The sequence below is a fragment of the Kitasatospora sp. NPDC090308 genome (assembly GCF_044769485.1).
GTDB lineage: Bacteria > Actinomycetota > Actinomycetes > Streptomycetales > Streptomycetaceae > Kitasatospora > Kitasatospora fiedleri.
In genome coordinates this window covers 200,470-226,794 of sequence record NZ_JBIVXY010000014.1, presented here as the reverse complement: position 1 = coordinate 226,794, position 26,325 = coordinate 200,470, and the positions used below count along the sequence as shown (strand labels likewise).

The 26,325-nt window shown below is 75.5% G+C and carries 22 protein-coding genes and 1 riboswitch; of the genes, 13 read left to right on the top strand and 9 right to left on the bottom strand.

Going from position 1 to position 26,325, the window contains the following annotated elements:
* Positions 1-360: 360 nt before the first annotated feature.
* Both ACIQVD_RS27515 and ACIQVD_RS27510 read left to right on the top strand, forming a co-directional pair.
* The gene (locus ACIQVD_RS27515; RefSeq protein WP_400690072.1) at positions 361-1,038 is read left to right on the top strand and encodes a phosphatidylserine decarboxylase; all 678 of its coding nucleotides are present in this window, start codon (positions 361-363) and stop codon (positions 1,036-1,038) included.
* Positions 1,039-1,051: 13 nt separating this feature from the next.
* On the top strand, positions 1,052-1,903 hold the full coding sequence (locus ACIQVD_RS27510; RefSeq protein WP_100840185.1) for a phosphatidylcholine/phosphatidylserine synthase: 852 nt from the start codon (positions 1,052-1,054) through the stop codon (positions 1,901-1,903).
* Positions 1,904-2,045: 142 nt separating this feature from the next.
* Here the strand turns inward: ACIQVD_RS27510 and ACIQVD_RS27505 are convergent, their stop codons facing one another.
* The 4 genes from ACIQVD_RS27505 to ACIQVD_RS27490 all read right to left on the bottom strand — a co-directional run bounded on the left by ACIQVD_RS27505 (position 2,046) and on the right by ACIQVD_RS27490 (position 6,690).
* The gene (locus ACIQVD_RS27505) at positions 2,046-3,485 is read right to left on the bottom strand and encodes a hypothetical protein (protein WP_282202863.1); all 1,440 of its coding nucleotides are present in this window, start codon (positions 3,483-3,485) and stop codon (positions 2,046-2,048) included.
* Between the two features lie 382 nt (positions 3,486-3,867).
* Positions 3,868-4,995: an alpha/beta hydrolase family protein gene (locus tag ACIQVD_RS27500; protein WP_400690067.1), complete on the bottom strand. Its 1,128-nt coding sequence runs from the start codon at positions 4,993-4,995 to the stop codon at positions 3,868-3,870.
* A gap of 929 nt (positions 4,996-5,924) precedes the next feature.
* The gene (locus tag ACIQVD_RS27495; protein ID WP_400690064.1) at positions 5,925-6,242 is read right to left on the bottom strand and encodes an NIPSNAP family protein; all 318 of its coding nucleotides are present in this window, start codon (positions 6,240-6,242) and stop codon (positions 5,925-5,927) included.
* Positions 6,243-6,321: 79 nt separating this feature from the next.
* The gene (locus tag ACIQVD_RS27490; RefSeq protein ID WP_402292012.1) at positions 6,322-6,690 is read right to left on the bottom strand and encodes a VOC family protein; all 369 of its coding nucleotides are present in this window, start codon (positions 6,688-6,690) and stop codon (positions 6,322-6,324) included.
* Positions 6,691-6,753: 63 nt separating this feature from the next.
* Between ACIQVD_RS27490 and ACIQVD_RS27485 the strand changes: the two genes are divergently transcribed.
* The 6 genes from ACIQVD_RS27485 to ACIQVD_RS27460 all read left to right on the top strand — a co-directional run bounded on the left by ACIQVD_RS27485 (position 6,754) and on the right by ACIQVD_RS27460 (position 14,354).
* Positions 6,754-7,269, top strand: a complete 516-nt coding sequence (locus ACIQVD_RS27485; RefSeq protein ID WP_402292011.1) for a MarR family winged helix-turn-helix transcriptional regulator — start codon at positions 6,754-6,756, stop codon at positions 7,267-7,269.
* A gap of 127 nt (positions 7,270-7,396) precedes the next feature.
* Positions 7,397-7,479: riboswitch (cobalamin riboswitch) on the top strand.
* A gap of 53 nt (positions 7,480-7,532) precedes the next feature.
* Complete coding sequence (locus tag ACIQVD_RS27480; RefSeq protein ID WP_400690056.1) at positions 7,533-8,471, top strand: cobalamin biosynthesis protein; 939 nt, start codon at positions 7,533-7,535, stop codon at positions 8,469-8,471.
* A gap of 280 nt (positions 8,472-8,751) precedes the next feature.
* Positions 8,752-10,299: a cobyric acid synthase gene (locus ACIQVD_RS27475; protein ID WP_400690053.1), complete on the top strand. Its 1,548-nt coding sequence runs from the start codon at positions 8,752-8,754 to the stop codon at positions 10,297-10,299.
* Between the two features lie 35 nt (positions 10,300-10,334).
* A complete protein-coding gene (locus tag ACIQVD_RS27470) occupies positions 10,335-12,368 on the top strand; it encodes a putative cobaltochelatase (protein WP_402292015.1) in 2,034 nt (677 codons plus the stop codon).
* 5 nt (positions 12,369-12,373) lie between these two features.
* A complete protein-coding gene (cobO, locus tag ACIQVD_RS27465; RefSeq protein WP_282206615.1) occupies positions 12,374-12,970 on the top strand; it encodes a cob(I)yrinic acid a,c-diamide adenosyltransferase in 597 nt (198 codons plus the stop codon).
* Between the two features lie 13 nt (positions 12,971-12,983).
* Positions 12,984-14,354, top strand: a complete 1,371-nt coding sequence (locus ACIQVD_RS27460) for a cobyrinate a,c-diamide synthase (RefSeq protein ID WP_400690242.1) — start codon at positions 12,984-12,986, stop codon at positions 14,352-14,354.
* Positions 14,355-14,450: 96 nt separating this feature from the next.
* On the opposite strand, the gene ACIQVD_RS27455 is transcribed toward ACIQVD_RS27460, so the two are convergent.
* Positions 14,451-16,166 (bottom strand): DUF4190 domain-containing protein, encoded by a 1,716-nt coding sequence (locus ACIQVD_RS27455; protein ID WP_402292010.1) that lies wholly within the window; start codon positions 16,164-16,166, stop codon positions 14,451-14,453.
* Between the two features lie 148 nt (positions 16,167-16,314).
* Here ACIQVD_RS27455 and ACIQVD_RS27450 point away from each other — a divergent pair, with 148 nt between their 5' ends.
* The 5 genes from ACIQVD_RS27450 (at position 16,315) to ACIQVD_RS27430 (ending at position 22,637) form a co-directional block, all read left to right on the top strand.
* Positions 16,315-16,965 carry a GntR family transcriptional regulator gene (locus tag ACIQVD_RS27450; RefSeq protein ID WP_400690047.1) on the top strand — a complete coding sequence of 217 codons (651 nt, stop codon included), beginning with the start codon at positions 16,315-16,317 and terminating at the stop codon, positions 16,963-16,965.
* 5 nt (positions 16,966-16,970) lie between these two features.
* Positions 16,971-17,453 carry an OsmC family protein gene (locus ACIQVD_RS27445; RefSeq protein ID WP_100840195.1) on the top strand — a complete coding sequence of 161 codons (483 nt, stop codon included), beginning with the start codon at positions 16,971-16,973 and terminating at the stop codon, positions 17,451-17,453.
* Between the two features lie 170 nt (positions 17,454-17,623).
* Positions 17,624-18,349 (top strand): WXG100 family type VII secretion target, encoded by a 726-nt coding sequence (locus tag ACIQVD_RS27440; protein WP_400690045.1) that lies wholly within the window; start codon positions 17,624-17,626, stop codon positions 18,347-18,349.
* On the top strand, positions 18,346-22,149 hold the full coding sequence (locus ACIQVD_RS27435) for an RHS repeat-associated core domain-containing protein (protein ID WP_402292009.1): 3,804 nt from the start codon (positions 18,346-18,348) through the stop codon (positions 22,147-22,149). The genes ACIQVD_RS27440 and ACIQVD_RS27435 overlap by 4 nt, the downstream gene beginning before the upstream one ends.
* Entirely contained in the window at positions 22,146-22,637 is a 492-nt protein-coding gene (locus tag ACIQVD_RS27430; protein WP_400690039.1) for an SUKH-3 domain-containing protein, read from the top strand. The genes ACIQVD_RS27435 and ACIQVD_RS27430 overlap by 4 nt, the downstream gene beginning before the upstream one ends.
* Here ACIQVD_RS27430 and ACIQVD_RS27425 read toward each other — a convergent pair.
* The 4 genes from ACIQVD_RS27425 to ACIQVD_RS27410 all read right to left on the bottom strand — a co-directional run bounded on the left by ACIQVD_RS27425 (position 22,634) and on the right by ACIQVD_RS27410 (position 26,314).
* Positions 22,634-22,846: a hypothetical protein gene (locus tag ACIQVD_RS27425; RefSeq protein WP_402292008.1), complete on the bottom strand. Its 213-nt coding sequence runs from the start codon at positions 22,844-22,846 to the stop codon at positions 22,634-22,636. The two genes, ACIQVD_RS27430 and ACIQVD_RS27425, sit on opposite strands and share 4 nt — an antisense overlap.
* A gap of 66 nt (positions 22,847-22,912) precedes the next feature.
* Positions 22,913-24,016, bottom strand: coding sequence for a TolB family protein (locus ACIQVD_RS27420; RefSeq protein WP_400690034.1), 1,104 nt, complete (start codon positions 24,014-24,016; stop codon positions 22,913-22,915).
* Positions 24,017-24,118: 102 nt separating this feature from the next.
* Positions 24,119-25,420 carry an MFS transporter gene (locus ACIQVD_RS27415; RefSeq protein ID WP_400690031.1) on the bottom strand — a complete coding sequence of 434 codons (1,302 nt, stop codon included), beginning with the start codon at positions 25,418-25,420 and terminating at the stop codon, positions 24,119-24,121.
* 6 nt (positions 25,421-25,426) lie between these two features.
* Positions 25,427-26,314: an alkaline phosphatase family protein gene (locus tag ACIQVD_RS27410; RefSeq protein WP_402292007.1), complete on the bottom strand. Its 888-nt coding sequence runs from the start codon at positions 26,312-26,314 to the stop codon at positions 25,427-25,429.
* Between the last annotated feature and the right edge of the window lie 11 nt (positions 26,315-26,325).

Sequence of the window (26,325 nt, the reverse complement as noted above, 5' to 3'; positions counted from 1 at the left end):
GGGGGGGGGGGGGGGGGGGGGGGGGGGGGGGGGGGGGGGGGGGGGGGGGGGGCGGCCCGCCCCCCCCCCCCCCCCCCGCCTCCGCACACCGCGTGTCACACCGCCGTCACTGAGACGTGAATCACCCGTGACCCGGCACCTCTTGGGGAACCGGCTCCGCTCCGGTTACGGTCGTATGCATAGCAGGCGCTCGGCCGAGCAGGCAGGCGCAGTTCGACTAGCAGGCGGCTTGCCCATATACGGGCAGGTCCCGATAGCATCCACCCGGACAGCAGCCGTCCACACAACTCGATCCCCGCGGTGGCCCCCAGTCCAGGGGCGATTCACTGTCCCCGCGCGGGCCGCGACTAAAGGTCCTCGATGCCCATCAGCCCGTCCCCTCACACCTCCGCCCAGGGTCCCGGACCCGAGGGTCGGCGTCCCCGCGTGACCATCGCGCGCGGTGCCACCCCCTGGTTCGTTCCCACGCTGGCCACCGCCGCCGTGACGACCGCCCTCACCCGGCGTTCCGGCAAGTGGGCCCTGGCGGCCGTGCCCGCCTGCGCCCTGAGCGCTGGCATGCTGTGGTTCTTCCGCGACCCGGAGCGCGAGATCGGCGCCGGCCGAGTCATCTCCCCGGCCGACGGCGTGGTCCAGTCCATCGACGAGTGGCCGGACGGGCGCACCCGCGTCGCCATCTTCATGAGCCCGCTCAACGTCCACGTCAACCGGGCGCCGCTGGCCGGCACCGTGACGTCCGTCGAGCACATCGCCGGTGGGTTCGTCCCGGCGTTCAACAAGGACAGCGACCGCAACGAGCGCGTCGTGTGGCACTTCGACACCGAGCTCGGCGACATCGAGATGGTGCAGATCGCGGGTGCTGTGGCCCGCCGCATCGTCCCCTACATGGACGCCGGCACCAAGGTCGAGCAGGGCGAGCGGGTCGGTCTGATCCGCTTCGGCTCCCGCGTCGACACCTACCTGCCGGCGGGCGTCGAGGTCGGCGTCACGGTCGGCCAGAAGACCACCGCCGGGGTGACTCGCCTTGACCGTGACTGATCCGGAAACCCTCATGGAGCTCGACGACGAAGAGTCGACCGAGCTCCGCCGTCGACGCTGGGCCCGGGACCGCGAACTGCGCGCCCCCCGCTCCCCCCAGCACCTGTCCACCGCCGACTTCCTGACCCTCGGCAACGCCGTCTGCGGCTTCCTGGCGATCTACTCGATCACCACGGGCATCCTGATGCCGCACCTCACCGACGAGTCGACCGCCCCGGTCAAGCACAGCGCCGCCACCGCGGTCACCCTGCTGCTGATCGGCTCCATGTGCGACCTCTTCGACGGCCTGGTGGCGCGCAAGCTGCGCTCCTCCGCGCTCGGCGCCGAGCTCGACAACCTGGCCGACCTGATCAGCTTCGGCATCGCGCCGGCCTACTTCGTCGCGGTGTGGGGCCTGGTCTCCCCCGGCTCCAACCAGCAGCTGTCCGCGTTCATCGCGCTGACCGTGCTGCTGGCCGTGGTGCTGCGGCTGGCCCGCTTCTCGGCGGTCAAGATGCGGCCCGGGATCTTCCAGGGCATGCCCTGCCCGATGGGCGCGATGACCGTGCTGGCCATCGTGCTGCTCGACCCGCCGTTCGTCCCCGGCCTGCTGATGATCTTCGGCGTGGCCTACCTGATGGTCAGCCGGATCGAGTACCCCAAGCCGCAGGGCCTGCTCGCCACCGCGACGCTGGCCTGGATCGTGGTCTCCATCGGCTGCCTCGCCTCCTGGGCGGCGGGCCTGCCCGGCGGCGACACGCTGATGCACATCGGCGCGGTCGCCCAGATCGCGCTGGCCGCGATGGCGCCGCTGCTGGTCATCCGCCGCAAGGTCGGCGAGAAGGTCGGCGTGGTGCGGGCGCGACGGGCCGAGAACCGGGGCTGACGCCCCCCGCGGTACGCGAAGAGAGCCGCCCTCCCGGAGAACTTCCGGGAGGGCGGCTCTTTCCGCTGTGGCGTTCCGCGCTGTGTCGTTCCGTGCTCTGGCGTTCCGCGCTGTCGTCGCGTTCCCCTTCGCGGAGAGGCGGCTACGCGCCGCCGTTGTGCACCGAGAAGGCGCTGCGGCGGGCGGCCCGGGCCACCGCCGGGTCGGGGTGGACCGAGGCGACGGCCGTCAGGACGCTCGCGGCGCGCGGGTGGCCGGACTGGCGGGCCCGGTGGAACAGCCGGACCGGCTCGCCGGCCGACGCGCCCTCGACGTGGCCGACCAGCAGCGCGGTCTCGCCGTGGTCGAGCACGGCGGCGGCGGTGTCCACCCACAGCCAGGCGGCGTCCTCCGCGCCCAGCACGTCGGCCGGGGACACGCCCTCCTCGTCCAGCTGTTCGGCCAGCCAGAGCAGCGCGTAGGGGCGCAGAACGGCCTCCTCGACCGCGCCCCGCACGCCCTGCTCGGCGGTGGAGCCGGCCACCACCCGCAGCGCCTCGAAGGCGAGGCCGCGGACCAGCGCGTCCTCGCCGCGGGCGGCTTCCAGCAGTTCGGCGACGGCGCGGTCGGCGGGGCGGGCGGCGACCCAGGCCCGGAACTCGGCGCGGGCCGGGCCGGGGCTGTAGTCGGCGCAGGCGCTGAGCAGCTCGGCGGCGCTCTGCTCGATGTGGCCGGCGGCGGTCTGCGCGACGGTGCAGATCTCCTCCAGCTTGGCCCGGACCGCCCAGTGGCCGAGCGGGGAGAGCTCGGCGGCCTCGTCGCGGCGGCCGAGCGCGCCGACGGCGGCCAGGCCGTCGAGCATCCAGTCGAGCACGGCGGCGACGTCGGCGGGCGAGTGCGGGGTGTCGATCTGCGGCTCGCGGCAGGTGCCGCGGACGGCGGAGACCGCGAACGCGGCGTGCGGGACGGGCGACAGCGGGAAGGTGCCGGAGCTGGGGCCGAGGCGGCGCTCGTCGAGGCCGCGGCGGAGCAGTTCGAGCAGTTCGCTGTCGGCGACCGGGCCGTCCACCAGGTGCAGGAAGGACAGCAGCTGGGGGGCCTGGTCGACGGCCTGCCCGGCCAACTGGGCGAAGACGCCGCGCAGCGCGGCGGGCGGGACGGGGGCGAGCAGCGTCCAGGCGTCGAACAGCGCGGACCAGCCGCGGACCACCGCCTCATCGTCGTGCTCCCAGGCGTGCAGCCGCCAGCCGGGGCCGGCACCGCCGTCGCGGAGTTCGACCAGGCCGACCAGCAGGGCCTGGCCCCAGGCGTTGGCGGCGGCGCCCACGGTCATCGCCAGGGCGCGCCCGGCGGCGCGGGCGTCGTCGGGGAGCAGTTCGCCGCGCTTGTCGACCTCGGAGAGCTCGCCGGCCCAGCGGGCGACGCGGACGGCGTCGGCCAGCATCCGGCGGGCCAGCGGGGCGAGCTCGGAGGGGGCGGGGAAGCCGTCCGGCACGGGCGCCCGGCCGCGCCCCGGCTTCGCGGGGACCCGGCGGCGGGTGGCGGCGGCGGGTGGGGTGCCCTCCGCACGACCGACGGCCGCCGTTCCGGGCAGACGGGTCACCGTCGCACCGGTGCGGTGGGGCGGGTGCGGGGCATCACGGTCGCGCGGGTTCCGAGACGTCACGCCGTGCAGTCTTCCCCTTGTACGGGCCTTCTGTCACATCGACTGCCGCGCTGTCTCGGCCCGATGTCCGAACGACTCGAACGGTGGGGGGACGAGTCGCCGCGAAACGGGAGGAATCACTCCGCTTTTCGGCGTGGACATGGCGGATATCGTGACCGCTCCGAGACGGAGACGCGGGGGGCGGCGCTCCGGTTCCCGCCCGCGCGACGGGGTCGCGGCGGGGTCGCGGCGGCGGCGTTCGGCGGGGCTGACGGGGGCTGACGGGGGCTGGCTCACCGGCGGCGAGGGCGCACGGGAGCAGGGCTCAGAGCAGCGGGGCTCAGAGCAGCGGGGTGAGGAAGCGGCGCAGCGCCTCGGTGTACCCGTCCGGGTCGGCGTTCCACAGCGCGGCGTGCTCGGCGTGCGGCACCGGGTGCAGGCTGACCAGGTCGTCGCGGCCCTCGGCCAGGCGCCGGGCGGCGCTCCACGGGGCGACCGGGTCGTCGGGGCTGTGCAGCAGCAGCGCGGGCGAGGCCAGGTCGGCGCCGGAGGCGATCCGGGCGAAGTCGGCGAGGTCGACGCCGGTGCGGCCCTGGGCGGCGAGGGTGCCGAGTTCGCCGAGCGCGGGGGACGACCAGCTGCGGGTGGTGCCCCGGCGGACGGTCTCGGACCAGTCCAGCACCGGGGAGTCCAGCACCAGTCCGGCGATCCGGTCGCGCCAGGTGGAGCGGGCGGCGGTGTGCAGGGCGATGGTCGCGCCGACCGACCAGCCGTACAGCACCACCTTGTTGGCTCCCTGGGCGAGCGCGTACCGGACGGCGACGTCGACGTCCTGCCACTCGGTCTCACCGAAGTGGCCCAGGCCGTCGGGCGGGGCGGGCGTGCCCGCGTCGCCGCGGTAGCTGACGGACAGCGTGGGCAGCCGCAGCGCGTGCAGCAGCGGCAGCACCGGCAGCGTCTGCTCGCGGTCGGCGCCCGGGCCGTGCACCAGGACCACCCAGGTGCCGCGGATGCCGGCGGTGCGCCAGGCCGGGAGGTCGCCGAGCTCGCCGGCCACCGCGACCTCCGCGTAGTCCAGGCCGAGGGCGGTGCGCGGGTCGCCGAGCAGCACCCGCGGGGTGACCCGGACCTCGGTGCCGACCGCCAGGGTGCCGCCGTCGGCGCGCTCCAGCCGCCGGACCACCCGGTCGCCGGCGGCGTCCAGCACCTCGCCGACCACGGCGTGGCCGCCCTCTCCCCACTCCAGCGCGTAGTGGCCGGGGCGCAGGGTGTCCGGGGTCGCGGTCAGCACCACCCGCCCGGGCCCCAGCGCGTGCACCTTCACCTTCACCGGCGCGGGCCCGAACCCCCCGCGCGCCGGGCCGGGGCGCACCACCCGGTCCGACACTCTCCGGCCGAGCAGCAGGAAGGCCGCCGCTCCGGTTCCTGCGGCGGCGGCTGCGACGACGGCGGCGGTTCCCCAACGCATGGCGGTCTCCCGGGTCCTGGCGGTCCTGTCCTCCCAGTCCACCTGCCCGCAGGACGGACGGCGAATCGGGGCGGCGCGGCGGGTGACGGGACGGCGCGGTCGTCGCACCCGGGATTCACCGGGCGCGGATGACCTTCGGGTCCGGCGCTTGGCTGCTGTACGCGGTTCGCGCGGCAAGAGCGCCCGGTGGTCGAGCGGACGTGGTCGCACGGGTGGCGGCCGTCGAGCGGATCACGGCCGGCGACCGCACCCACGGGGAGGGGAGGCCGCCGGTGAACGCCCTGGAGGACGTCGCCCGGGTGGCGGTCCTGCGCGGGAAATTCGACCTGGCTCGGCGCTTCCGGCGCTTCCGGCGCGCATGCCCGCGACGGCGTGTTCCTCGACGCCCTGGAGCTGTACCACGACGAGGAATCCCGGCTCCGGCAGCGCAGCGGGGAATTCACGAAACGGACGATCGCCCACGGCGCCGACCGGGCGGCGTCCGTCCCGGACGCACGGTGCCGGGACGGTCCCGGGGCAAGCGCCGCCGCTGCCCGGGACCTCTTTCGCGGGCCGTCCGGACCGGTTGCCGAGCCGGGGGTGGCAGCTGGGGAACGGCATCCGGATGTCCAGCAAAGACGTGCGCCGGTTGCGGCAGCACGGCCATCCGGAGGTGTTCCTCCGCAGTCTGCCCCGCCTGTCCTCCACCGGCCTCGAACCGGCCTCGAACCCGCCTCGAACCTGCCTCGAACCGGCCCAGGAGATCCTCGCGGATGCGGGCGCGGACACCGGGCTGCCGGCGACCGCCCCGGTCGGATCGTGGACGGTCCGGCCGGTGGGGCGGCCGGGATCTGTCAGTCCGTCGGGCAGGAGCGGCACCGGCCGAGGCCGGCGGTGCGCCGGCGCCGGGCCGTGCGGCTGCGGGGACGCGGGAGGACGTCCGTCCCGGGTCACGGGGAGGGGTCGGGCAGGAGCGGGCGCATGAAGGTGCGTTCGTAGCGCAGGACGCAGCCGCTGTCGTCTCTGATGTGGTCCGCCTCGATGAAATCGGGATCCTTGCCGAACAGGGTCCGGTACTGCTCGTAGGCTGCGAGGCTGGGGAAGCTGAAGAGGGCGAGCGCCTTGTCGCTGGCGCCCTCCGCCGGCAGGAAGTAGCCGTGGTGCGTGCCGCCGTGGCGGTTGACCAGCTCCATCCAGCGACGCCCGAACCTCTCGAATGCTTCGATCTGCGCCGGATCGATCACGTACTCCACTACGCAGGTAATCATGCGTCGAGGCTAGCGAGTTGGCGTGTGGGGGCCATCCCCCGCTCCCGCCGGATCAGCCGCCGGCCGGTCGGACGCGGTCTCAGGTGCGGTCGTGGAGGGTGACGTGGTAGCCGTCGGGGTCGGCGAAGGTGAAGGTCCGGCCGAAGGGGCCGTCGATCGGCGCGGAGACGATGGTGTGGCCGTCGGCGGCGAGGGCGTCGTGGACGGCCTGGACGTCGGTGGCGTGCAGCCAGATCGCGGTGCCGATGCCGGGCCGGGCGGCGGAGTCGAGGTCGGTGCCGGGGACGACCTCGCGGAGGGCGAACGCGATCGGCCGGGTCGCGAAGACGACGGCGTGCGGCGGCCCGGCGGGTGAGCGGACGAGGCCGAGGTAGCGCTCGTAGAACGCCTGCGAGGCGGCGAGGTCGCGGGCCTGCAGCGAGATGAAGTCGGGGCCGGTGGCGGGCATGGCGGTGCTCCTTCCCTTTGTGTCAGATTCCTGACACGCACCAACGTATGTCAGACTGCTGACATGAGTCAAAGCGGCACCGGCCCCGGCATCGACCTGGACAGCTCACTGGGCTACCTGCTGAAGGAGGCGTCGAGCGTCCTGCGCTCGGCCATGGAGGAGGTGCTGCGGCCGCTCGGCATGACGGTGACGCACTACTCCTGCCTCGAACTGCTGGCCCAGCGGCCGGGCCTGTCCAACTCCGAGCTGGCGCGCGGCGCGTTCGTGACCCGGCAGTCGATGAACGTGCTGCTCCAGAACCTGGAACGGGACGGCTACGTGACCAGGCCCGCGGAGCCCCCGGTCGGGAAGGCCCTGCCCGCCCGGCTCACCCCCCGGGGGCGGCGGAGCCTGGAGCGGGCGAGCGCGGCGGTCCGGTCCGTCGAGGTCAGGATGCTGGCGGGCATGACCGAGGCCGAGCGGTCGGACGCGTTCCGGAGCCTGCGGAGCATGGTCCGCTCGCTGCGCGACGGCCCGGACGGCCCGGACGGTCCGGGCGACCAGGACAGCGGCGGCGCGCCCGCCGCGCACCCCGCCTGAGCTGGCGCCTTGGCCCCGGCGGCCCGTCCGGCGGCGCCCGGTGCGGGGTGTGACCAAACCCTCCGCCGGCTCGGTTGACTGCCCCGAAGCGGGCGTGGTGGGATCTTCGGGCCAAACGGAGGCAAGCAGAGGAAGCCGGTGCGAGTCCGGCGCGGTCCCGCCACTGTGACCGGAACACCCCGCGCGGGGTGACCGGAAGTCAGGAGACTCTGGCCCCCGTTCCGTCGATCCAGGGCGCGGACCCTGAGTGAGGACACAACGCCATGGGGGCAGCCCCGTACCTGGTGGGCGCGGCCGCGGGATACCTCGCGGACGCCCGGTTCGGAGATCCCCGGCGCGGCCACCCCGTCGCCCTGTTCGGCACCGCCGCGGCCCGGCTGGAGCGCCGCCTGTGGCGCGACCACCGCGGGGCCGGGGCGCTGCACACCGCGCTCGCGGTCGGCGCGGTCGCGGGCGGCGCGGGGCTGGCCGTCCGGGCGGTGCGGCGCTCGCCGCTCGCGGCGGGGGCGCTGGCCGCCGCGGCGGCCTTCACGGTGCTGGGCGGAACGTCGCTGACCCGGGAGGCCCGGACGATCGGGCGCTCGCTGGCGGACGGCGACCTGGCCGGGGCCCGGGAGCGGCTGCCGCACCTGTGCGGGCGCGACCCGTCCGGCCTGGACGAGCGGCAGGTGGCCCGGGCGGTGGTCGAGTCGGTCGCCGAGAACACCGCCGACGCGGTGGTCAACGCCCTGGTGTGGGGCGGCGTCGCGGGCGTGCCGGGGCTGCTGGCCTTCCGGGCCGTCAACACGCTGGACGCGATGGTCGGGCACCGGTCGGCGCGCTACCGGCGCTTCGGCTGGGCCGCGGCCCGGCTGGACGACGTCGCGGGCTGGCCGGGCGCCCGGCTGACCGCGCTGCTCACCGTCGCCGCGTCCGGCGCGCCCGGGCGGACCTGGCGGGTCTGGCGGCGGGACGGCTCCGCGCACCCGAGTCCCAACGCGGGCCAGGCGGAGGCCGCGTTCGCGGGCGCGCTGGGCGTCCGGCTGGGCGGGACGCTGCGCTACGGCGAGCGGGTCGAGCACCGACCGGTCCTCGGCGCGGACCTGCCGCCGGTCGGCGCCCCCGACATCGAACGGGCCTGCCGCCTCTCGCGCCGGGTCGGCGCGCTCGCCCTCGCCACGACGCTCGCCGCGCGGGCCGTCCTGGCCGGGCGGCGCGGGTGAGCCCGAGCGCGCGGGTGAGCCCGAGCGCGCGGCGCGCGCGGGCGGTGCGACCGGCTCCGGCCCCGGCACGTCTCGGCGGACCGCCCGCCTCCCCCGCCTCCCCCGCCTCCTCGGGGCGCCGGAGGGTGCCCGCTTCCCGCGGTTCCTCGCACCCCCGGCCCGTGCCGGACGAGCCACCGCGCCGCCGGCGGCCCGCGGCCCCGGCCGCCGCGGCCCGGGACTCCGGCCGACCGCCCTCCCCTCTTCCCCTCCGTCCCCTCCGTTGTGAAGGAGTCCTGCCGTGAACGGCGCGCTGCTGGTGGCCGGTACGACCTCGGATGCGGGGAAGAGCGTGGTGACGGCGGGGATCTGCCGGTGGCTGGCCCGGCAGGGGGTGCGGGTGGCGCCGTTCAAGGCGCAGAACATGTCGCTGAACTCCTTCGTGACGGTCGACGGGGCGGAGATCGGGCGGGCGCAGGCGATGCAGGCGCAGGCGGCGGGGGTGGCGCCGGAGGCGGCGATGAACCCGGTGCTGCTGAAGCCGGGGGCCGACGGGCGCAGCCAGGTGGTGCTGCTGGGGCGGGCGGTCGCGGAGGTCGGGGCGCTGGACTATCGGGAGCGCAAGCCCGTCCTGCTGGAGCGGGCGCTGGAGTGCCTGGCGGACCTGCGGTCGCGGTTCGACGTGGTGGTGTGCGAGGGCGCGGGCTCCCCGGCGGAGATCAACCTGCGGGACCGGGACATCGCCAACATGGGGCTGGCCTCGGCGGCCCGGCTGCCGGTGGTGGTGGTCGGGGACATCGACCGCGGCGGGGTGTTCGCGTCGATGTTCGGGACGCTGGCGCTGCTGTCGCCGGACGACCAGTCGCTGGTCGCGGGGTGGCTGGTCAACAAGTTCCGCGGGGACGCCCGGCTGCTGGCGCCGGGCCTGGAGATGCTGCGGCAGCTGACCGGCCGCCCGGTGCTGGGGACGTTCCCGATGCTCCAGGGGCTGTGGCTGGACGCGGAGGACTCGCTGGACCTGGCCTCGGTCGCGGCGCGCCCGGCGGCGGGCGCCCCGGTGGGGGCGCAGGTGCTGCGGGTCGCGGTGGTGCGCTTCCCCCGGCTGTCGAACTTCACGGACGTGGACGCGCTGGCGCAGGAGCCGGGCGTGCTGGTGCGCTGGGCGACCCGCCCGGAGGAGCTGGCCGACGCCGACCTGGTGGTGCTGCCGGGCACCCGGGCCACCGTCGCGGACCTGGCCTGGCTGCGGGCGCAGGGGCTGGCGGAGCCGCTGGCGGACCGGGTCGCGGCGGGGCTGCCGGTGCTGGGGGTGTGCGGCGGGTACCAGATGCTGGGGCGGGAGATCCTCGACGAGGTGGAGTCGAAGGCCGGTGCGGTGGACGGCCTGGGGCTGCTGCCGGTGCGGGTGGTGTTCGGCGCCGAGAAGGTGCTGGCCCGGCCGTCGGGGGTGGCGCTGGGCGAGCGGGTGGAGGGGTACGAGATCCACCACGGCGTGGTGGCGGTGGAGGGCGGCGAGCCGTTCGTCGCGGACGCCGCCGGCCGGCCGCTGGACGGCTGCCGCACCGGCGCGGTGTGGGGGACGACCTGGCACGGCGTGCTGGAGAACGACGCGTTCCGGCGGGCGTTCCTGGCCGAGGCGGCCCGCGCCGCCGGGCGGTCCTTCGTCCCGGCGCCGGACACCTCCTTCGCCGCCGCCCGCGAGCGACGGCTGGACGCGCTGGGCGACTTGGTCGCGGAGCACGCCGACACGGACGCGCTGTGGAAGCTGATCGAGAACGGGGCACCGGCGGGTCTGCCGTTCGTGCCGCCCGGGGCTCCGGCCCCACTGGAGATGGGGAGTGCCAAGTGACCGAGGCCCGTTATCCGTTCACGGCGATCGTGGGCATGGACGACCTGCGGCTGGGGCTGCTGCTGAACGCGGTCTCGCCGGCCGTGGGCGGGGTGCTGGTGCGCGGCGAGAAGGGGACCGCGAAGTCGACGATGGTGCGGGCCCTGGCGGGGCTGCTGCCGTCGATCGACGTGGTGGCGGGCTGCCGGTTCGCCTGCGACCCGGCGGCGGTGGACCCGCAGTGCCCGGACGGGCCGCACGCGGGGGCGGGCGAGGACGAACGGCCGGCGTTCCTGGTGGAGTTGCCGGTGGGCGTCTCCGAGGACCGGGTGGTCGGCTCGCTGGACCTGGAGCGGGCGCTGGCCGAGGGCGTGAAGGCGTACGAGCCGGGCCTGCTGGCGAAGGCGCACCGCGGGGTGCTGTACATCGACGAGGTGAACCTGCTCCAGGACCACCTGGTGGACCTGCTGCTGGACGCGGCGGCGATGGGCCGCTCGTACGTGGAGCGCGAGGGCGTGTCGGTGCGGCACGCGGCGCGGTTCCTGCTGGTCGGGACGATGAACCCGGAGGAGGGCGAGCTGCGTCCGCAGCTGCTGGACCGGTTCGGCCTGACGGTGGAGATCGCGGCGACCCGGGACGCGGACGAGCGCGCCGAGGTGGTGCGCCGGCGGCTCGGCTACGACGCCGACCCGACCGGCTTCGCGGCCCGCTGGGCCGACCGGGAGCGGGAACTGGCCGAACGGATCACCGCCGCCCGGGAGTTGCTGCCGAGCGTGGAGCTGTCCGACCTGGCGCTGCGGCAGATCACGGCGGTGTGCGCGGCGTTCGAGGTGGACGGCCTGCGGGCGGACATCGTGATGGCGCGCACGGCGGTGGCGCTGGCCGCCTGGGCGGGCCGCACCGAGGTGCGGGAGGAGGACGTCCGCACCGCCGCCCGGCTGGCGCTGCCGCACCGGCGGCGGCGCAACCCGTTCGACGCGCCCGGACTGGACGAGGAGCAGTTGGACCGGACGCTGGCCGAGCACCGGCCGGAGGAGCCGGAGGAGCCCCAGGGCCCGCCGGAGGACGACGGCCCGGACGGCGGCGGACCGGACAACGGCGGACCGGACAACGGCGACGGCGGCGGTCCGGACGGCGGTGGCGGCGCGCCGGAACCGTCCGGTCCCGACGACCTGCCCGCGCGGGAGGATTCGACCGAGGCGCCCGCCCCGCCGCGGCAGCGCCCGGGCGGCGGGCGGGAGTCGGCGCCGGTGGCGGCCGACCAGCCGTACCGCACCCGGTTGTTCAAGGTGGACGGCACCGGCCGGGGCGCCCAGGGACGGCGCTCGCCCGCCGAGACGGAGGCCGGGCACACCATCCGGGCCCGCCGCCCGCGGGGCCGGCTGTCCCGGCTGCACCTGAGCGCGACGCTGCGCGCGGCGGCGCCGCACCAGGCGGCGCGCGGGCGCAGCGGCCGGGCGCTGGTGCTGCGCCGGGACGACCTGCGCGAGCAGGTGCGCCGGGGGCGGGAGTCGAACCTGGTGCTGTTCGTGGTGGACGCCTCGGGGTCGATGGCGGCCCGGCAGCGGATGACGGCGGTCAAGGGCGCGGTGCTGTCGCTGCTGATGGACGCCTACCAGCGGCGCGACAAGATCGGGCTGGTGACGTTCCGGGGCGCGGACGCGGAGTTGGCGCTGCCGCCGACCTCCTCGGTGGAGGTGGGCGCGGCCCGGCTGGAGCAGCTGCCGACCGGCGGCCGGACGCCGCTGGAGGCGGGCCTGCTGCGGGCGCACGAGGTGCTGCGGGTGGAGCGGCTGCGCGACCCGGACCGCCGTCCGCTGCTGGTGGTGGTCACCGACGGCCGGGCCACCGGCGGCCGGGACGCGCTGCCGCGGGCCCGCCGGGCGGCCGGGCTGCTGGCCGCGCAGGGCGTGGCCGCGGTGGTGCTGGACTGCGAGTCCGGCCCCGTCCGGCTGGGTCTGGCGAGGGAGTTGGCGGCGCACCTGAACGGTGACGCGGTGAGCCTGGACGAGCTGCGGGCCGAAGGGGTGGCCTCGCTGGTGCGGGAAGCCCGGACGACCATGACGACGACGACGCGAAAGGCGGCGTGAGCGGTATGCCCAAGGGAGTGGCGGAGAACGTCCCGGACGACGGGCTGACGACCCGGCAGCGGCGGACGCTGCCGATCACGGCGGTGCACACCGGGCCGGGCAAGGGGAAGTCCACGGCGGCGTTCGGGATGGCGCTGCGGGCCTGGAACCAGGGCTGGCCGGTCGGGGTGTTCCAGTTCGTGAAGTCGGCGAAGTGGAAGGTCGGCGAGGAGAACGCGCTGCGGGTGCTCGGCGAGTCCGGGCAGGGCGGCACGGTGGCCTGGCACAAGATGGGCTCGGGCTGGTCCTGGGTGCAGCGCGACATCGAGTCCTCCGAGGAGGCGGCCCGGGAGGGCTGGGAGCAGGTCAAGCGGGACCTGGCGGCCGAGACGTACCGGTTCTACGTGCTGGACGAGTTCACCTACCCGCTGCACTGGGGGTGGATCGACGTGGCCGAGGTGGTCGGGGTGCTGCGGGACCGCCCGGGCAGCCAGCACGTGGTGGTGACCGGCCGGTACGCGCCCGAGCCGCTGCTCGAACTGGCCGACCTGGTCACCGAGATGACCAAGGTGAAGCATCCGATGGACGCGGGCCGCAAGGGCCAGCGCGGTATCGAGTGGTAGCGAGTTGAACGACGTGATACCCCGCCTGGTGGTCGCCGCACCCTCCTCGGGCGCGGGCAAGACCACGGTGGCCACCGGACTGATCGCGGCGCTGGCCGCGCGCGGGCTGGCGGTCTCCCCGCACAAGGTCGGACCGGACTACATCGACCCCGGCTACCACGCGCTGGCCGCCGGGCGCCCGGGCCGCAACCTGGACGCCTGGATGAGCGGCCCGGAGCGGATCGCCCCGCTGTTCGCGCACGGCGCGGCCGGGGCGGACGTCGCGGTGGTCGAGGGCGTGATGGGCCTGTACGACGGGGCGGCCGGGCGGGGCGAGCTGGCGTCCACGGCGCAGGTGGCGAAGCTGCTGCGGGCGCCGGTGGTGCTGGTGGTGGACGCCTCCTCGCAGTCCCGGTCGGTGGCGGCGCTGGTGCACGGCTTCGCGTCCTGGGACCCGGAGGTCCGGCTGGCCGGGGTGATCCTGAACAAGGTCGCCTCCGACCGGCACGAGACGCTGCTGCGCGAGGCCCTGGAGGAGGGCTCCGGGGTGCCGGTGCTGGGCGCGGTGCGCCGGGCCGGGGCGGTCGACACGCCGTCCCGGCACCTGGGCCTGGTGCCGGCCGTGGAGCGCTCGGCGGAGGCGCTGCGGGCGGTGCGCGAGATGGGCGAACTGGTCGGCCGGTCGGTCGACCTGGACGCGGTGCTGGCGCTGGCCCGCACCGCCCCGCCGCTGTCCGCCGCGCCCTGGGACCCGGCGGCCGAGGTCGAGCCGCTCACCGGGCCCCGGCCGCGGGTCGCGCTGGCGGGCGGCGCGGCGTTCTCCTTCTCGTACGCGGAGAACGCCGAACTGCTGGCCGCCGCCGGGGCCGAGGTGGTGCCGTTCGACCCGCTGCACGACGAGCGGCTGCCCGAGCGGACGGCCGCGCTGGTGATCGGCGGCGGCTTCCCCGAGGTGTACGTCACCGAGCTGAGCGCCAACGCGGCGCTGCGCGGGGCGGTCGCCGCACTGGCCGCGAGCGGCGCGCCGGTGGTCGGCGAGTGCGCCGGACTGCTGTACCTGGGGCGGGAGTTGGACGGCCTGCCGATGTGCGGGGTGCTGGACTCCACGGCCCGGATGACGCCCCGGCTGACCCTCGGCTACCGGGAGGCGGTGGCGCTCGCCGACTCGCCGCTGGCGGCGGCCGGCACCCGGGTGCGCGGCCACGAGTTCCACCGCACCGCCACCGACCCGGCGGCCGGCCCGTCCCCCGCCTGGGGCTGGCGCACCCCCGCCGGCCCGCACACCGAGGGCCACCTGCACGGCTCGGTGCACGCCTCCTACCTGCACCTGCACTGGACCGGCGCGCCCGCGCTGCCCGCCCGGCTGGTCCGGCACGCCGCCGCGTGGGCGGCCGGGCGGGGCTGAACCCGGACGCGGGCGGGTGACCTGGGCCGGACGCGGCCGGGGCCGGGTGACGGGGTGTCACCCGGCCCCGGCGGGTCGGCGCGGGACGCGGCGGGGTCAGACCGCCTGGTTCGAGGGGTGCTTGGCGGGCTCCTGGTCGTGGGTGGCCAGGCCCAGCCCGCGCCGCAGGTCGAGGATCAGGTCGTCGCCCAGGTGCTGGTAGCCGGCCGTCAGCTCGCGCTCGACGTCCTCGGCGCCGGTCAGCTTCCCGGCGGCCCGGAAGTGCCGGGCGGCCTCCCTGGACTCGCCCACCAGCCGGTCGACGGTCTTCCGGTCGGCGGTGGTCCACTGCGCCCCGGCGAGCAGCGCGGCCTGCTTGTCGGCGGCGGCGGCCAGCCCGTCGGCCCAGGTGCGGAACGCCGCCGGGTCGTCCGCGACGTCGAGGTCCTCGTTCGGGGCCTCGGCCCAGGCCCGGTCGAACTGGTTGGTGGCCAGCAGCAGGTGCAGCTGGTCGGAGGTCAGGGTGGTCTGGTCCTTGCGCAGCGGGGCGGTGAGCGGCTCGCTGTCGGTGAAGAAGCAGACCAGCCGCCGGCCGCCGACCGCGTCCCAGCTGTTCCGGTCGGGGTAGACGTAGCGGTAGTCCAGCGAGTCGCCGAGCGTCCAGGTGTCCATCACGTACTGGTCGACGTGGTCGGAGCAGCCCTTCTCCGCCTCGTCCTCCAGCACGCTCGTGAACGGGTAGTCGCCCGTCTCGACCGGGATGCCGGTCCAGAAGACCTCGCCCTTGTGCGGCTGCGCGCAGTCGATCCGCTTGGTCACCAGCGTCCCGACCAGGTCGAAGCACTCGCCGACCTCCAGCCGCAGCGCGGAGGCGGCCGGCACCACCGCGGAGCCGTTGCGGGTGGAGGTGGGGCGGCCGTCGCCGTCGTCCTGCCCGGAGGCCGGGTCGAGGGCGTTGGCGACCAGCACCACCGCGAAGAGCACCGCCCAGATCGAGCCGATCACGATGGCCGAGACCGCCAGGCCCCGGCCGCGCTCGCCGGTCCGCTTGATCTGGCGCAGCGCGATCGGGCCCATGATGACGGCGGCGGTGCCGAAGAAGCACAGGAAGCTCACCACCAGCGAGGCGATGGCCAGCCCGTTGGTGTACAGCGACCGCTGCTGCGGGAACGCCGGGTAGCCGGGCGCCCCGAACTGACCCGGCACCTGGCCGGGCACCTGACCGAGCACCTGGCCGGGGTACGGGCCCGGGCCGGGGTACGGGCCCTGCGGGGGCGGGAAGGCACCGCTCCCCCACGGCTGCCGGCCGTCCGGGGCGGGGGCCCACGGGTTGGCGGCGGGCCCGGCCGCCCCGGTCTCCGCCGCACCGGCCGCGGGGGCCGTGGCGCCGGGTGCGGGGGCCGCCCACGGGTTGGCGGCGGGCACGGGAGCGGGCGAGGGCACGGGAGCGGGAGCCGCGGCGGCCGCCTCGGGGGCAGCGCCGGGGGCGGGCATCGCCCATGGGTTGACCGGCTGCGGGGCGACGGGCGCGGCGGCGGCATCCGCAGTGGGCTCGGCGACGGGTACGGCGTCGGCGACGGGCTCGGCGGTGTCGCGCTTCGCGAAGGAGACGGCGGGGACGCTCCGCTGGGCCTCAGCGGTCGGCCCGGCGCCCGCCTCCGCCTCCACCTGCGCTCCCGGCCCCGGCCCCGGCCCCGCCTCAGCGGCCTCGGCGGCCACGGCGGCGGGCTTCTCCAGCGAGAGGGCAGGCGGGGCAGCCGGAGCGCCGTCCCGGGTGTCGGCCCGGGCGTCGGCCGGGCCGTCCTTCCCGGTGCCCTCCTGGTCGAGCGGCATGAATGGTCCCCCCTGCGAGTGAAACGGGTCGAGGCTGCGCGAATATAGCGGACCGGGCCGTCGGCGCCCCACCGAGTTCCCCACCTGCGGCTGTGCCGCAGGCACATGGTCATTGCATGCAATGCATGCAGCGCTCTACGCTGGCCCGGTGCAGACCGAGAGCACCCGCGTGCGACTGCGGGAACTGATCCTGGACGGCCACTACCCGCCGGGCTCCCGGCTGGGCGAGGTGGAGGTCGCCGGGACGCTGGGGGTGAGCCGCACACCGGTGCGGGAGGCGTTCCGGGCGCTGGCCTCGGACGGGCTGCTGGCCCCGGCCGGGCGGGGCGTGCGGGTGGTGCGGCTGGACGGTGCGGAGCTGGTGCACGTCTACCGGGTGCGGGCCGCGCTGGAGGCGCTGACGGCCGAGCTGGCGGCCGAGCGGCAGCGGGCGGGGCGGCTGGCCCCGGCCGAGCTGACCGACCTGGCCGCGCTCGCCGACCGCACCCACCGGGCCACCGTGGACGGGGAGTTGACCGCGGCGGTGCGGCTGAACCGGGCCTTCCACCGGCGGGTCGCCGAGCTGGCGGCCAACCCGGTGGCGCTGCACAGCCTGGACCGGCTGTGGGACCAGATCCAGGTCTCCACCCGGCGCACCCTCGGCCCGCCCGGCCGCACCGCCCTGGTCGACGCCCAGCACCGCGACCTGCTCACCGCGATCACCGCCGGGGACGGGGCCGCCGCCGCGGCGGCGGCCCGCCGGCACGTCCTGGACACCTGCGCGGCCGACCGACCGGCCGCGCCCGACGACACGGAGTGACCCGCATGGCCTTCTCCCACGACCACCACTACGCGGTCCGGGTCGAGTGGACCGGCGACCTCGGCACCGGCACCGACCACTACCGCTCCTACGCCCGGGACCACACGGTCTCGGCCGAGGGCCTGCCGGACGTCCTGGGCAGCGCCGACCCGACCTTCCGCGGCGACCGCTCCCGGTGGAACCCGGAGCAGCTGCTGCTGGCCGCGCTGGCCCAGTGCCACCTGCTCTCCTACCTGCACCACTGCGCGGTCAACGGCGTCGTGGTCCGCTCCTACGCGGACGACTCCACCGGCACCATGCGCACCGAGGGCAACGGCGGCCGGTTCACCGAGGTGGTGCTCCGCCCGCGGATCGAGGTCGCCGAGGAGTCGATGCGCGCCCAGGCGCTGGCCCTGCACGGCCCGGCGTCCCGGGACTGCTTCATCGCCTCCTCGGTGAACTTCCCGGTCCGCCACGAGCCGGTGGTGACCGTCCGTCCGGCCGGCTGACCGGCTGACCGGCTGAACGACCGTCCGCGCCGCCGGCTGACCGGACCGGCTGGGCAACCGGCTGACCGGCCGCACCGGCGCCCGCGCCGCCGGGCAACCGTTCCGCCGGTCGGTACGTCCGGGTATTTTGACACTCACGCACACGTGCAGGTCAGGAAAACGGGGGCACCATGGCGATCGAACTGCCCGGCGAGGTGGTGGACTTCCTCTCGATCATCGGCATCAACTGGCCGACGGTGAACGAGGACAAGGTCCGCGAGTTCGCGGGCCACGTGCGGGAGTTCGCGGAGAACGTGGACGCCTCGCACCAGCAGTCCACGGCGACGATCCAGCAGCTGGGCCAGGCCTACGAGGGCGCCTCCTACGAGGCGCTGCTCGCCAAGTGGGCGGCCGTCTCCGACCAGCACCTGAACGAACTCGTCCAGGCCTGCCACGTGGTGGCGCAGGCACTGGACGCGGCGGCGGACGTGATCGTGGCGATGAAGGTGGAGACCATCGCCGAACTGGTCGCGCTGGCGGCCGCGTTCGTCGCCGACCAGGCCGCCGCGATCGCCACCCTCGGCGCGGCCGAAGCCGCGGTGCTCCTGATCGAGGAGGCCGCCAAACGCCTGATCAACTACCTGGAACAGCAGTTGGAGCAGTACGTCATCGGCCAGGTGGTGGAAGCCGCCATCAACCCGCTGGTGGACACCGTCGCCAACGCCGTCCAGGGCATGGTCTTCCAGGCCGCCGAAGGCGCGCTCGGCGTCTCCGCCGGCGGCGCGGGCGGCACCGGCTTCCGCATCGACCCGGACGCCCTGGACGAACACGCCCGCACCATGCACGACCACGCCGAGACCGTCGCCGGCCACGCCCAGGTCTTCCAGTCGAAGATCGCGGGAGTGAGCTTCGAGTGAGCAACCGGATCGTCAGAGCACTCGAACACGGCGCGCAGAAGCTCGGCAGGACACTCGCCGAGGACGCCGGCAAGGCGTTGAAGTCCTTCTACCGCAAGGCCGGCGACAACCTGAGGACCGTCGCCAGGAACACCCGCGAGATCGAACAGAAGCACGTCAAGGACCTGGAGAAGATCCTCAAGGGCGAGGGCGGGGACGGCGTCCCGCACCCCCGTTCGGGCGGCGGCGGGCGCGGGTCCGCCCCGCACAACGAGGGCCGGGGCCGCGAGCGGGTGGCGGACCCGCACCGGCCGGGCCGGCCGCCCGAGTCACGCTGCCAGGGCGGCGAGCCGGTCGACGTGGCGACCGGCGTGATGTTCATCGAGCAGCAGGACGTCGCCCTGCCCGGCGCGCTGCCGCTGCTGTTCAAGCGCTCCTACGAGTCCGACCACCGGGCCGGCTGGTGGATGGGCCCGGCGTGGGCCTGCACCTTCGACGAGCGGCTGGAGATCGACGCCGAGGGCGTCGTCCACCTCACCCCCGACCGCACCGCCCAGGCGTACCCGCACCCCGCGCCCGGCGAGCCCAGCCAGGCCGGCGCCGGCGCCCGGCTGGACCTCGCGCTCGCCCCGGACGGCGGCGGCTACACGCTGACCGACCGCGCCGGGGGCCTGGTCAAGGAGTTCACCCGCCGCCCGGCCGGGGACGTCGCCCTGCTGACCGCCGTCCGGGACCGCTCCGGCCACCGGGTGGACCTCGTCCACGACGCCGACGGCGTCCCGCTCTCGCTCACCCACTCCGGCGGCTACCAGGTGCTGGTGACCGTCGACGGCGGCCGGATCACCGCGCTGCGCCTGGCCGGCGCGGGCGAGGAGGGCCGCGACCTGCTGCTGGCCCGGTACGGCTACACCGACGGGCACCTGAGCTCGGTCTACGACTCCTCCGGCAAGCCGCTGCGGTTCGGCAACGACGCCGCCGGCCGGATCACCGCCTGGACCGACCGCAACGGCACCGAGTACCGCTACAGCTACGACGCCCGGGACCGGGTCACCGACGAGGGCGCCGCCGACGGCACCCTGCGCTTCCGCTTCGGGTACGGCGAACCGGACCCGGACACCGGCCTGCGGACCACCACGGAGACCAACGCCCTCGGGCACACCACCACCTACACCGTCAACGAGCGCCACCAGATCACCGCGATCACCGACCCGCTCGGGAACACCACCCGCTTCGAACGCGACGCGCACGACCGGCTGCTGTCGCGCACCGACCCGCTCGGCCGCACCACGCACTTCGCCCACGACGGCGTCGGCGACCTGACCGCCGTCACCCGCCCGGACGGCGAGCGGTCCACCGCGGCGTACTTCGGCGACACCAGCCTGCCCACCGAGATCACCCGGCCGGGCGGCCTGACCTGGCGCCAGACCTACGACGCGGCCGGCCGGCGCACCTCGGTCACCGAGCCGACCGGCGCCACCACCCGCTACCGGTACGACGAGGACGGCCACCTGGCCGCCGTCACCGACCCGCTGGGCCACTCCACCCTGGTGCGCTGCAACCCGGCCGGCCTCCCGGTCGAGATCACCGACCGGGACGGCGCCACCACCCGCTACCGGCGGGACGCCTTCGGCCGGATCACCGCCGTCACCGACCCGCTGGGCGCCGTCACCCGGCTGGAGTGGACCCCCGAGGGCCGGCTGCGCGCCTGCACCGCGCCCGACGGCACCACCGAGACCTGGACGTACGACGACGAGGGCAACCTGCTGGTCCGCACCGACGGGCTGGGCCGGGCCACCAGGTACGAGTACACCCCGTTCGAGACGGTCGCCGCCCGGACCGACCCCGACGGCACCCGGCTGGTCTTCGACTACGACGCCGACATGAACCTGGTGGCCGTCACCGACCCGCTGGGCCGCCGGTGGAGCTACGCGTACGACGCCGCCGGGCGGCTGGTCGGCGAGCGCGACTTCGACGGCCGGACGGTCGGCTACCAGCTGGACGCGGCCGGGCAGGTGGTCGCCCGCACCACCCCGACCGGCAGCCTGGTCCGCTACGCCTACGACCTGCTGGGGCAGGTGGTCGCCAAGGACGTCGACGGGGCCGCCACCACCTACGCCTACGACCCGGCCGGGCACCTGCTGCGGGCCACCGGACCGGACGCCGAGGTGCTGCGCACCGTCGACGCGCTGGGCCGCGTCCTCACCGAGACGGTCGACGGCCGCACCCTCACCCACACCCGCGACCCGCTGGGCCGCAGCGTGCGCCGCACCACCCCGGCCGGCCACGCCAGCGACTGGGCCTACGACCCGGAGGGCCGCCGGACCGCGCTGGCCACCGCCGCCGGCACCCTGGAGTTCCGCTACGACGAGGTCGGCCGGGAACTCGAACGCTCCCTCGGCGAACGGCTGATCCTGGCCAGCAGCTGGGACACCGAGCACCGGCTGACCGGCCAGATCCTGCGCTCCGAGCGGGACGTCCTGCAGCGCCGCGACTACGCCTACCGCGCCGACGGCCTGCTGACCGGCGTCGACGACCGGCTGAACGGCCTGCGCACCTTCGAGCACGACGCCGCCGACCGGGTCACCGCCGTCCGGGCCGAGGGCTGGACCGAGAGCTACGCCTACGACCCGGTCGGCAACCTCACCGAGGCCGACTGGCCCGCCACCGGCGCCACCGAGGCCGCCCGCGGCACCCGCGTCCACACCGGCACCCGGCTCACCGCCGCCGGCCGGGTCCGCTACGAGCACGACGCCGCCGGGCGCACCGTTCTGCGGCAGGTCACCCGGCTGTCGCGGAAGCCCGACACCTGGCACTACAGCTGGGACGGCGAGGACCGCCTCACCGGCGTCACCACCCCCGACGGCACCCGCTGGCGCTACCTGTACGACCCGTTCGGGCGGCGGACCGCCAAGCACCGGCTGGCCGCCGACGGGACCACCGTCGAGGAGCGCACCGAGTTCACCTGGGACGGCTCCGTCCTGGTCGAGCAGACCACCTCGGCGCCCTACCTGCCCGGCCCGCACACCCTCAGCTGGGACCACAAGGGCCTCCAGCCGCTCGCCCAGACCGAGACCATCACCGACCGGGAGCAGGTCGACCGGCGCTTCTTCGCCATCGTCACCGACCTGGTCGGCACCCCCACCGAACTCGTCGACCCGGCCACCGACACCATCGCCTGGCGGGCCACCCCCACCGTGTGGGGCCACACCACCTGGCCCGGCGACAGCACCACGTACACCCCGCTGCGCTTCCCCGGCCAGTACTTCGACCCGGAGACCCGGCTCCACTACAACCTCAACCGCTACTACGACCCCGAGACGGCCCGCTACACCAGCCCCGACCCGCTCGGCCTCAGCCCCGCGCCCAACCCGCACGCGTACGTCCACAACCCGCACACCTGGGCCGACCCGCTCGGCCTGATGCCGGAGGCGTCCGGCGACCTCAAGAAGGAACTGATGGAGCTGGGCAAGAAACGCGCCCAGCAGGTCGCCGCCGGGCTCGGCGAGGACGAGACGCCGCCGGGCGCCTACACGGTGGGCCGCGACCGCACCACCGGCAGGACCTACTACGGTGAGAGCGGCCCGGAGACCGGGCACCACCAGAAGGTCAACGAGGCGATGCCCGCCGAGTCGCAGCGCACCGACGGCCGGCCGCCGGGGGTGTGCGGCGAGCCGCGGATGTTCACCAACGCGGCCAAGGACGGCGCGGACCCGAAGAACATCGACCTGGTCACCGTCAACACCAAGGGCAAGAAGTTCAAGATGTGCGAGAACTGCGGAAGTTGGGTCCCCCACTTCGGAGGCGAGGTACTGACCGGATGAGCGGCACCGACGGGCGCACGGGCGTCCCGGCCCTGCGGGAGGCGCTGGGCGGCGCGGCGGAGGTCGAGGTCCACCCGTTCGACCCGGAGCGGGCGTGCGCGGACTACGCCGAGGAGGGCTACCAGGTCACCGACCGGCTGCGGGAGTTCCTGGCCGCCTGGGGCGGGCTGACGGTGACCTGGCGGTTCCGCGGCGCCGAGACGGCCCTGACCACCGCGACCGGGCCGACCCTGGAGTCCACCCACGCCTTCCCGCGCAGCGTGGGGATCTGGTCCCGGCGCCTGGGGCAGCAGGTGGCCCTGGTCGGCACCGCCTTCGGCACCGAGGAGGCGCTGCTGCTCGCCGAGGACGGCGACGTGCTGCTGGTCGGCGACGCCGGCTTCCAGCGGGTCGGCCACGGCTTCGCGGAGGCGGTCCGGCGCCTGGTCGCCGCCGACTACGACCGGACGTTCTTCTGGCCCGACCCGCCGGCGCCCGCCGCCGGTTAGCTCCGGTCCGGGTATTCGGCCGGTCGGCCCAGGTCACGGCGGTGCAGGCCGGCCGGCCCGGCGGCGGCGGTCAGCACGGTCAGCGCGGTCAGCACGGTCAGCGCGGTCAGCACGGTCAGCACGGTGATCCACCGCAGCGGGGCCGCCGCGACCGGCCCGCCCGGCCGGTGCGGGAGGCGCAGGACCGGGCCGCGCCAGGAGACCGGCACGAAGACGCCGAACCCGGTCCGGCCGTCAAGCCGTCAATTTGCAAGTCTCTCGGGATGGTTGCGCCGTCAGCCCAGGTAGGCCGGGGCGACCGCGGAGCGGACCAGCAGCGCGGGCGCGCCGGTGCCGTCGGCCGGGACGGTCCACAGGTCGGAGCCGTAGTCGCCGGGCATCGAGTAGAGCAGGGTGTGGTCGTCGGACCAGAGCGCCTGGTCGTCGATGTTGCGCTGCTCGGCGGTCGCGGTCTCGGTCATGGTGGCCAGGTCCAGCACGTACAGCCGCCACGGGGCGGCCGGGTCGGCGTCGGCGACCCGCTTCTTGTAGGCGACCCGGGTGCCGTCCGGCGACAGCGAGGGGCACTCGACGTTCTGGTGCAGGGTGGTGAGCGTGCGGGCCGCCAGGTCGCCCCTGACCAGGTAGGTCCGGCCGCCGGTGGCGACCGTCGCGTAGAAGCCGCTGTCGTCGGCGAAGGTCACGCCCCAGACGTTGACGTCGGCGGCCTGCACCTGGTGCCCGTCCCGGATCACCCGGAAGTTCTCCAGGTTGTCGTAGAACGTCCAGTCGCGGGTGTCGACGATCGCGGTGCGGGTGGAGAAGTCGGTGCCCGCGTACGAGTCGCCGCTGACGAACACCGTCCAGCCGACCAGGTGCCCGGACGGGGAGACCCGGGCCCGGGTCGGGATGCCCGGGGCGGGGAAGCGCCGGACCTCGTGCAGCGCGGAGTCCAGCACCGAGGCGTGGTAGGTGTCGTCCAGCGCGCCGCGCTCGGCCTGCAGGCAGATGCCGGTGCCGCCGGCGGCGTGGAAGCGCAGGCACTTGACCCCGGACGCGGTGCGCGGCCCGTCCGGGTCGTCGGCGGGCACCGCGGCGACCTCGTCGCGGTGCGGGCCCCAGGCCAGGTTGCGGATCAGCAGCCGCCGCCCGCCGGACGCGTCCAGCGCGACGCTCCCCTCGTGCACCGGCGGCCCGCCCGCCTGCTCCTGGTCGCGGCGGTCGGAGCGCTGCGCGGCGTACCGCACCGCGACGGTGCCGACGGTGGCCAGCAGCAGCACGGCGAGCAGCAGCACCAGCAGCTTGCGCCGGACGGACGCGGGGCCGTCGGGGGCGGTCGCGGACGCGTCGGGGCCGGGGGCGGAACCGGGGTCGGGGTCGACGGCGGCGGGAGCGGTCATGCCAGTGCCCTCCGGGCGGGGATGCGGGGCGTACGGGGCGGGTCGGTGCGGGGGTCGGTGCGGGGGTCGGTACGGGGTCGGGTCGGTACGGGTGACGGCCGGTCAGGCGGTCTCGGCCGGGCCGGTGGTGGGGCGCAGCAGCCGGGTGGCGGCGAGGGCGGTCGCGGCGAGGGCCGCCGCGGTGACGGCGAGGGCGGGGCGGGGGCCCCAGACCGACCAGGCGGCGCCGAAGGCCAGTGAGCAGGTGAAGCGGGCCAGCGCCTGGCCGGTGCCGACCAGGGCCTGGCCGGCGCCCTGCCGGTCGTCGGGGACGGTGGCGGCGGTGGCGGCGGCCAGCACGCCGTCGGTGGCGGCGTAGAAGGTGCCGTGCAGCAGCAGGACCAGTGCCGCGGCGGGCAGCCCGCGCAGCGGGGAGAGGACCACCGCGTAGCCGCCGAGCAGGACGGCGTGGCCGAGCAGGAACAGGGTGCGGCGGCCGATCCGGTCGGCGGCCAGGCCGAGCGGGACGGCGAGCAGCAGGAAGACCGCGGCGGTGCCGAGCGGTAGCAGCGGGAACAGGTGGGCGGGCAGGTCGAGTTGGCGCTGGAGCAGCAGGTAGAGGAAGGAGTCGCTGACGGTGGTGAGGCCGAGCAGCACGGCGGCCAGGGTGAGCCGGCGCAGCGCGGGCCGGGACAGCAGGGCGAGCGCGTCGCGCAGGGTGGGCCGGGGCCCGGTCGGGGCGGCGGCGGCCTGGCCGTCCCGGGTGGGCCGGGCCGGGACGAACAGCACCAGCAGCAGCACGCCGAGTACCGCGACGCAGCCGGAGACCGTGAACACCGCGCCGTAGGAGGACCGTTCGGCCCGGTCGTCGGCGATCCGCAGGACCGCGAAGGCCAGCAGCGGGCCGATCAGCGCGCCGGTGGTGTCCATCGCGCGGTGCACGCCGAACGCCCGGCCGCGGTGCTCGGGCGCGGTGGCCAGCGAGATCATCGCGTCGCGCGGGGCGGTGCGCAGGCCCTTGCCGGTGCGGTCGACCGCCAGCACGGCGCCGATCAGCGGCAGGGTGTGGACCAGCAGCAGCAGCGGTTTGCAGAGCGCGGACAGGCCGTAGCCGAGCCCGGCGACCAGCTTGTGGCCGCGTCCGCCGCGGTCGGCGAAGTGGCCGCCGAGCAGCCGGACCAGCGCGCCGACGCCGTTGTTGATGCCGTCGAGCAGGCCGAAGCCGAGCGGGGACAGGCCCAGCGCGGTGACCACGTACAGCGGCAGGACCGCGCTGACCATCTCCGAGGAGACGTCGGTGACCAGGCTGACCGCGCCGAGCGCGAGCACGGTGCCGGGGACGGCGGCGCGCCGCCCCGGGCGGGTGCCCGGGACGACGGCCGCGGCGCGGTCACTCTTGGTGGAGCGGGCGTCCGCGAGGTACATCGGGCGTCAGTTCCAGATGCCGGTGATGTCGGTGGCGGAGGCGGCGTTGCCGGCGTGGGTGCTCAGGCCCGCCAGGTCCTCCAGGGTGCGCAGCACGTTGTAGTGGTTGTAGGTGGTGGAGGTGCTGGAGCCCGCGATGACGTGCTGGCCGTAGACCAGGGTCGGGATGCGGTTGCCGGAGAGGCTGTTGTCCTCGTCGAAGGTGACGATCAGCAGGCTGTTGTGGGTCTTGGCCCAGCTGGCGTACCCGCCGAGGTTGTTCTTGATCCAGGTGTCGCCGGTGGAGACCGAGCAGTCGTGCATGTCGCTGCACAGGTTCGGCACCACGAAGGAGACCTTCGGCAGCGTCGAGTAGTCGGTGGGGAACTGGGCGAAGGTGTACGCGGTGCTGGTCGGCACGTTGGAGAAGCCGAACCACGGGTTGTGCTTCTGCGCGTACTTGCCGCTGGAGCAGACCGTGGAGCCCTGGCTGGGCAGGGTCTCGTTGTACGAGCCCCAGGTCTTGCCCGCGGCGATCAGCTCGGAGGCCAGGTTGGCCGCGCTCTTCGAGCCGACGCCGACGCAGCTGTCGTCCGTGCGGCCCTGGTTGGAGCCGGAGAACAGCATGTAGTAGTTGGGCTCCGACGGGTGGGTCAGGCCGTAGGACTGGGTCAGGCTGGCGCCGCCGGCCTTGATCGTGTTGTTCAGGTACGGGGCGCTGGAGCTGCCGACGACCTGGCTGTAGGCGTGGTTCTCCATCACCACGACGATCACGTGGTCGGGGCTGGGCAGCGCGGCGGCCTGCGCGGCGGTGCCGGTGGCGGCCCACAGGCCGAACGAGGCGGCGGTGAGGGCGGCGGCACTGCCGATCGCGGTCAGGCGGCGCTTGGCGCGGCGGCTGAGCTGAGCGGACATCTCGGAGGTCC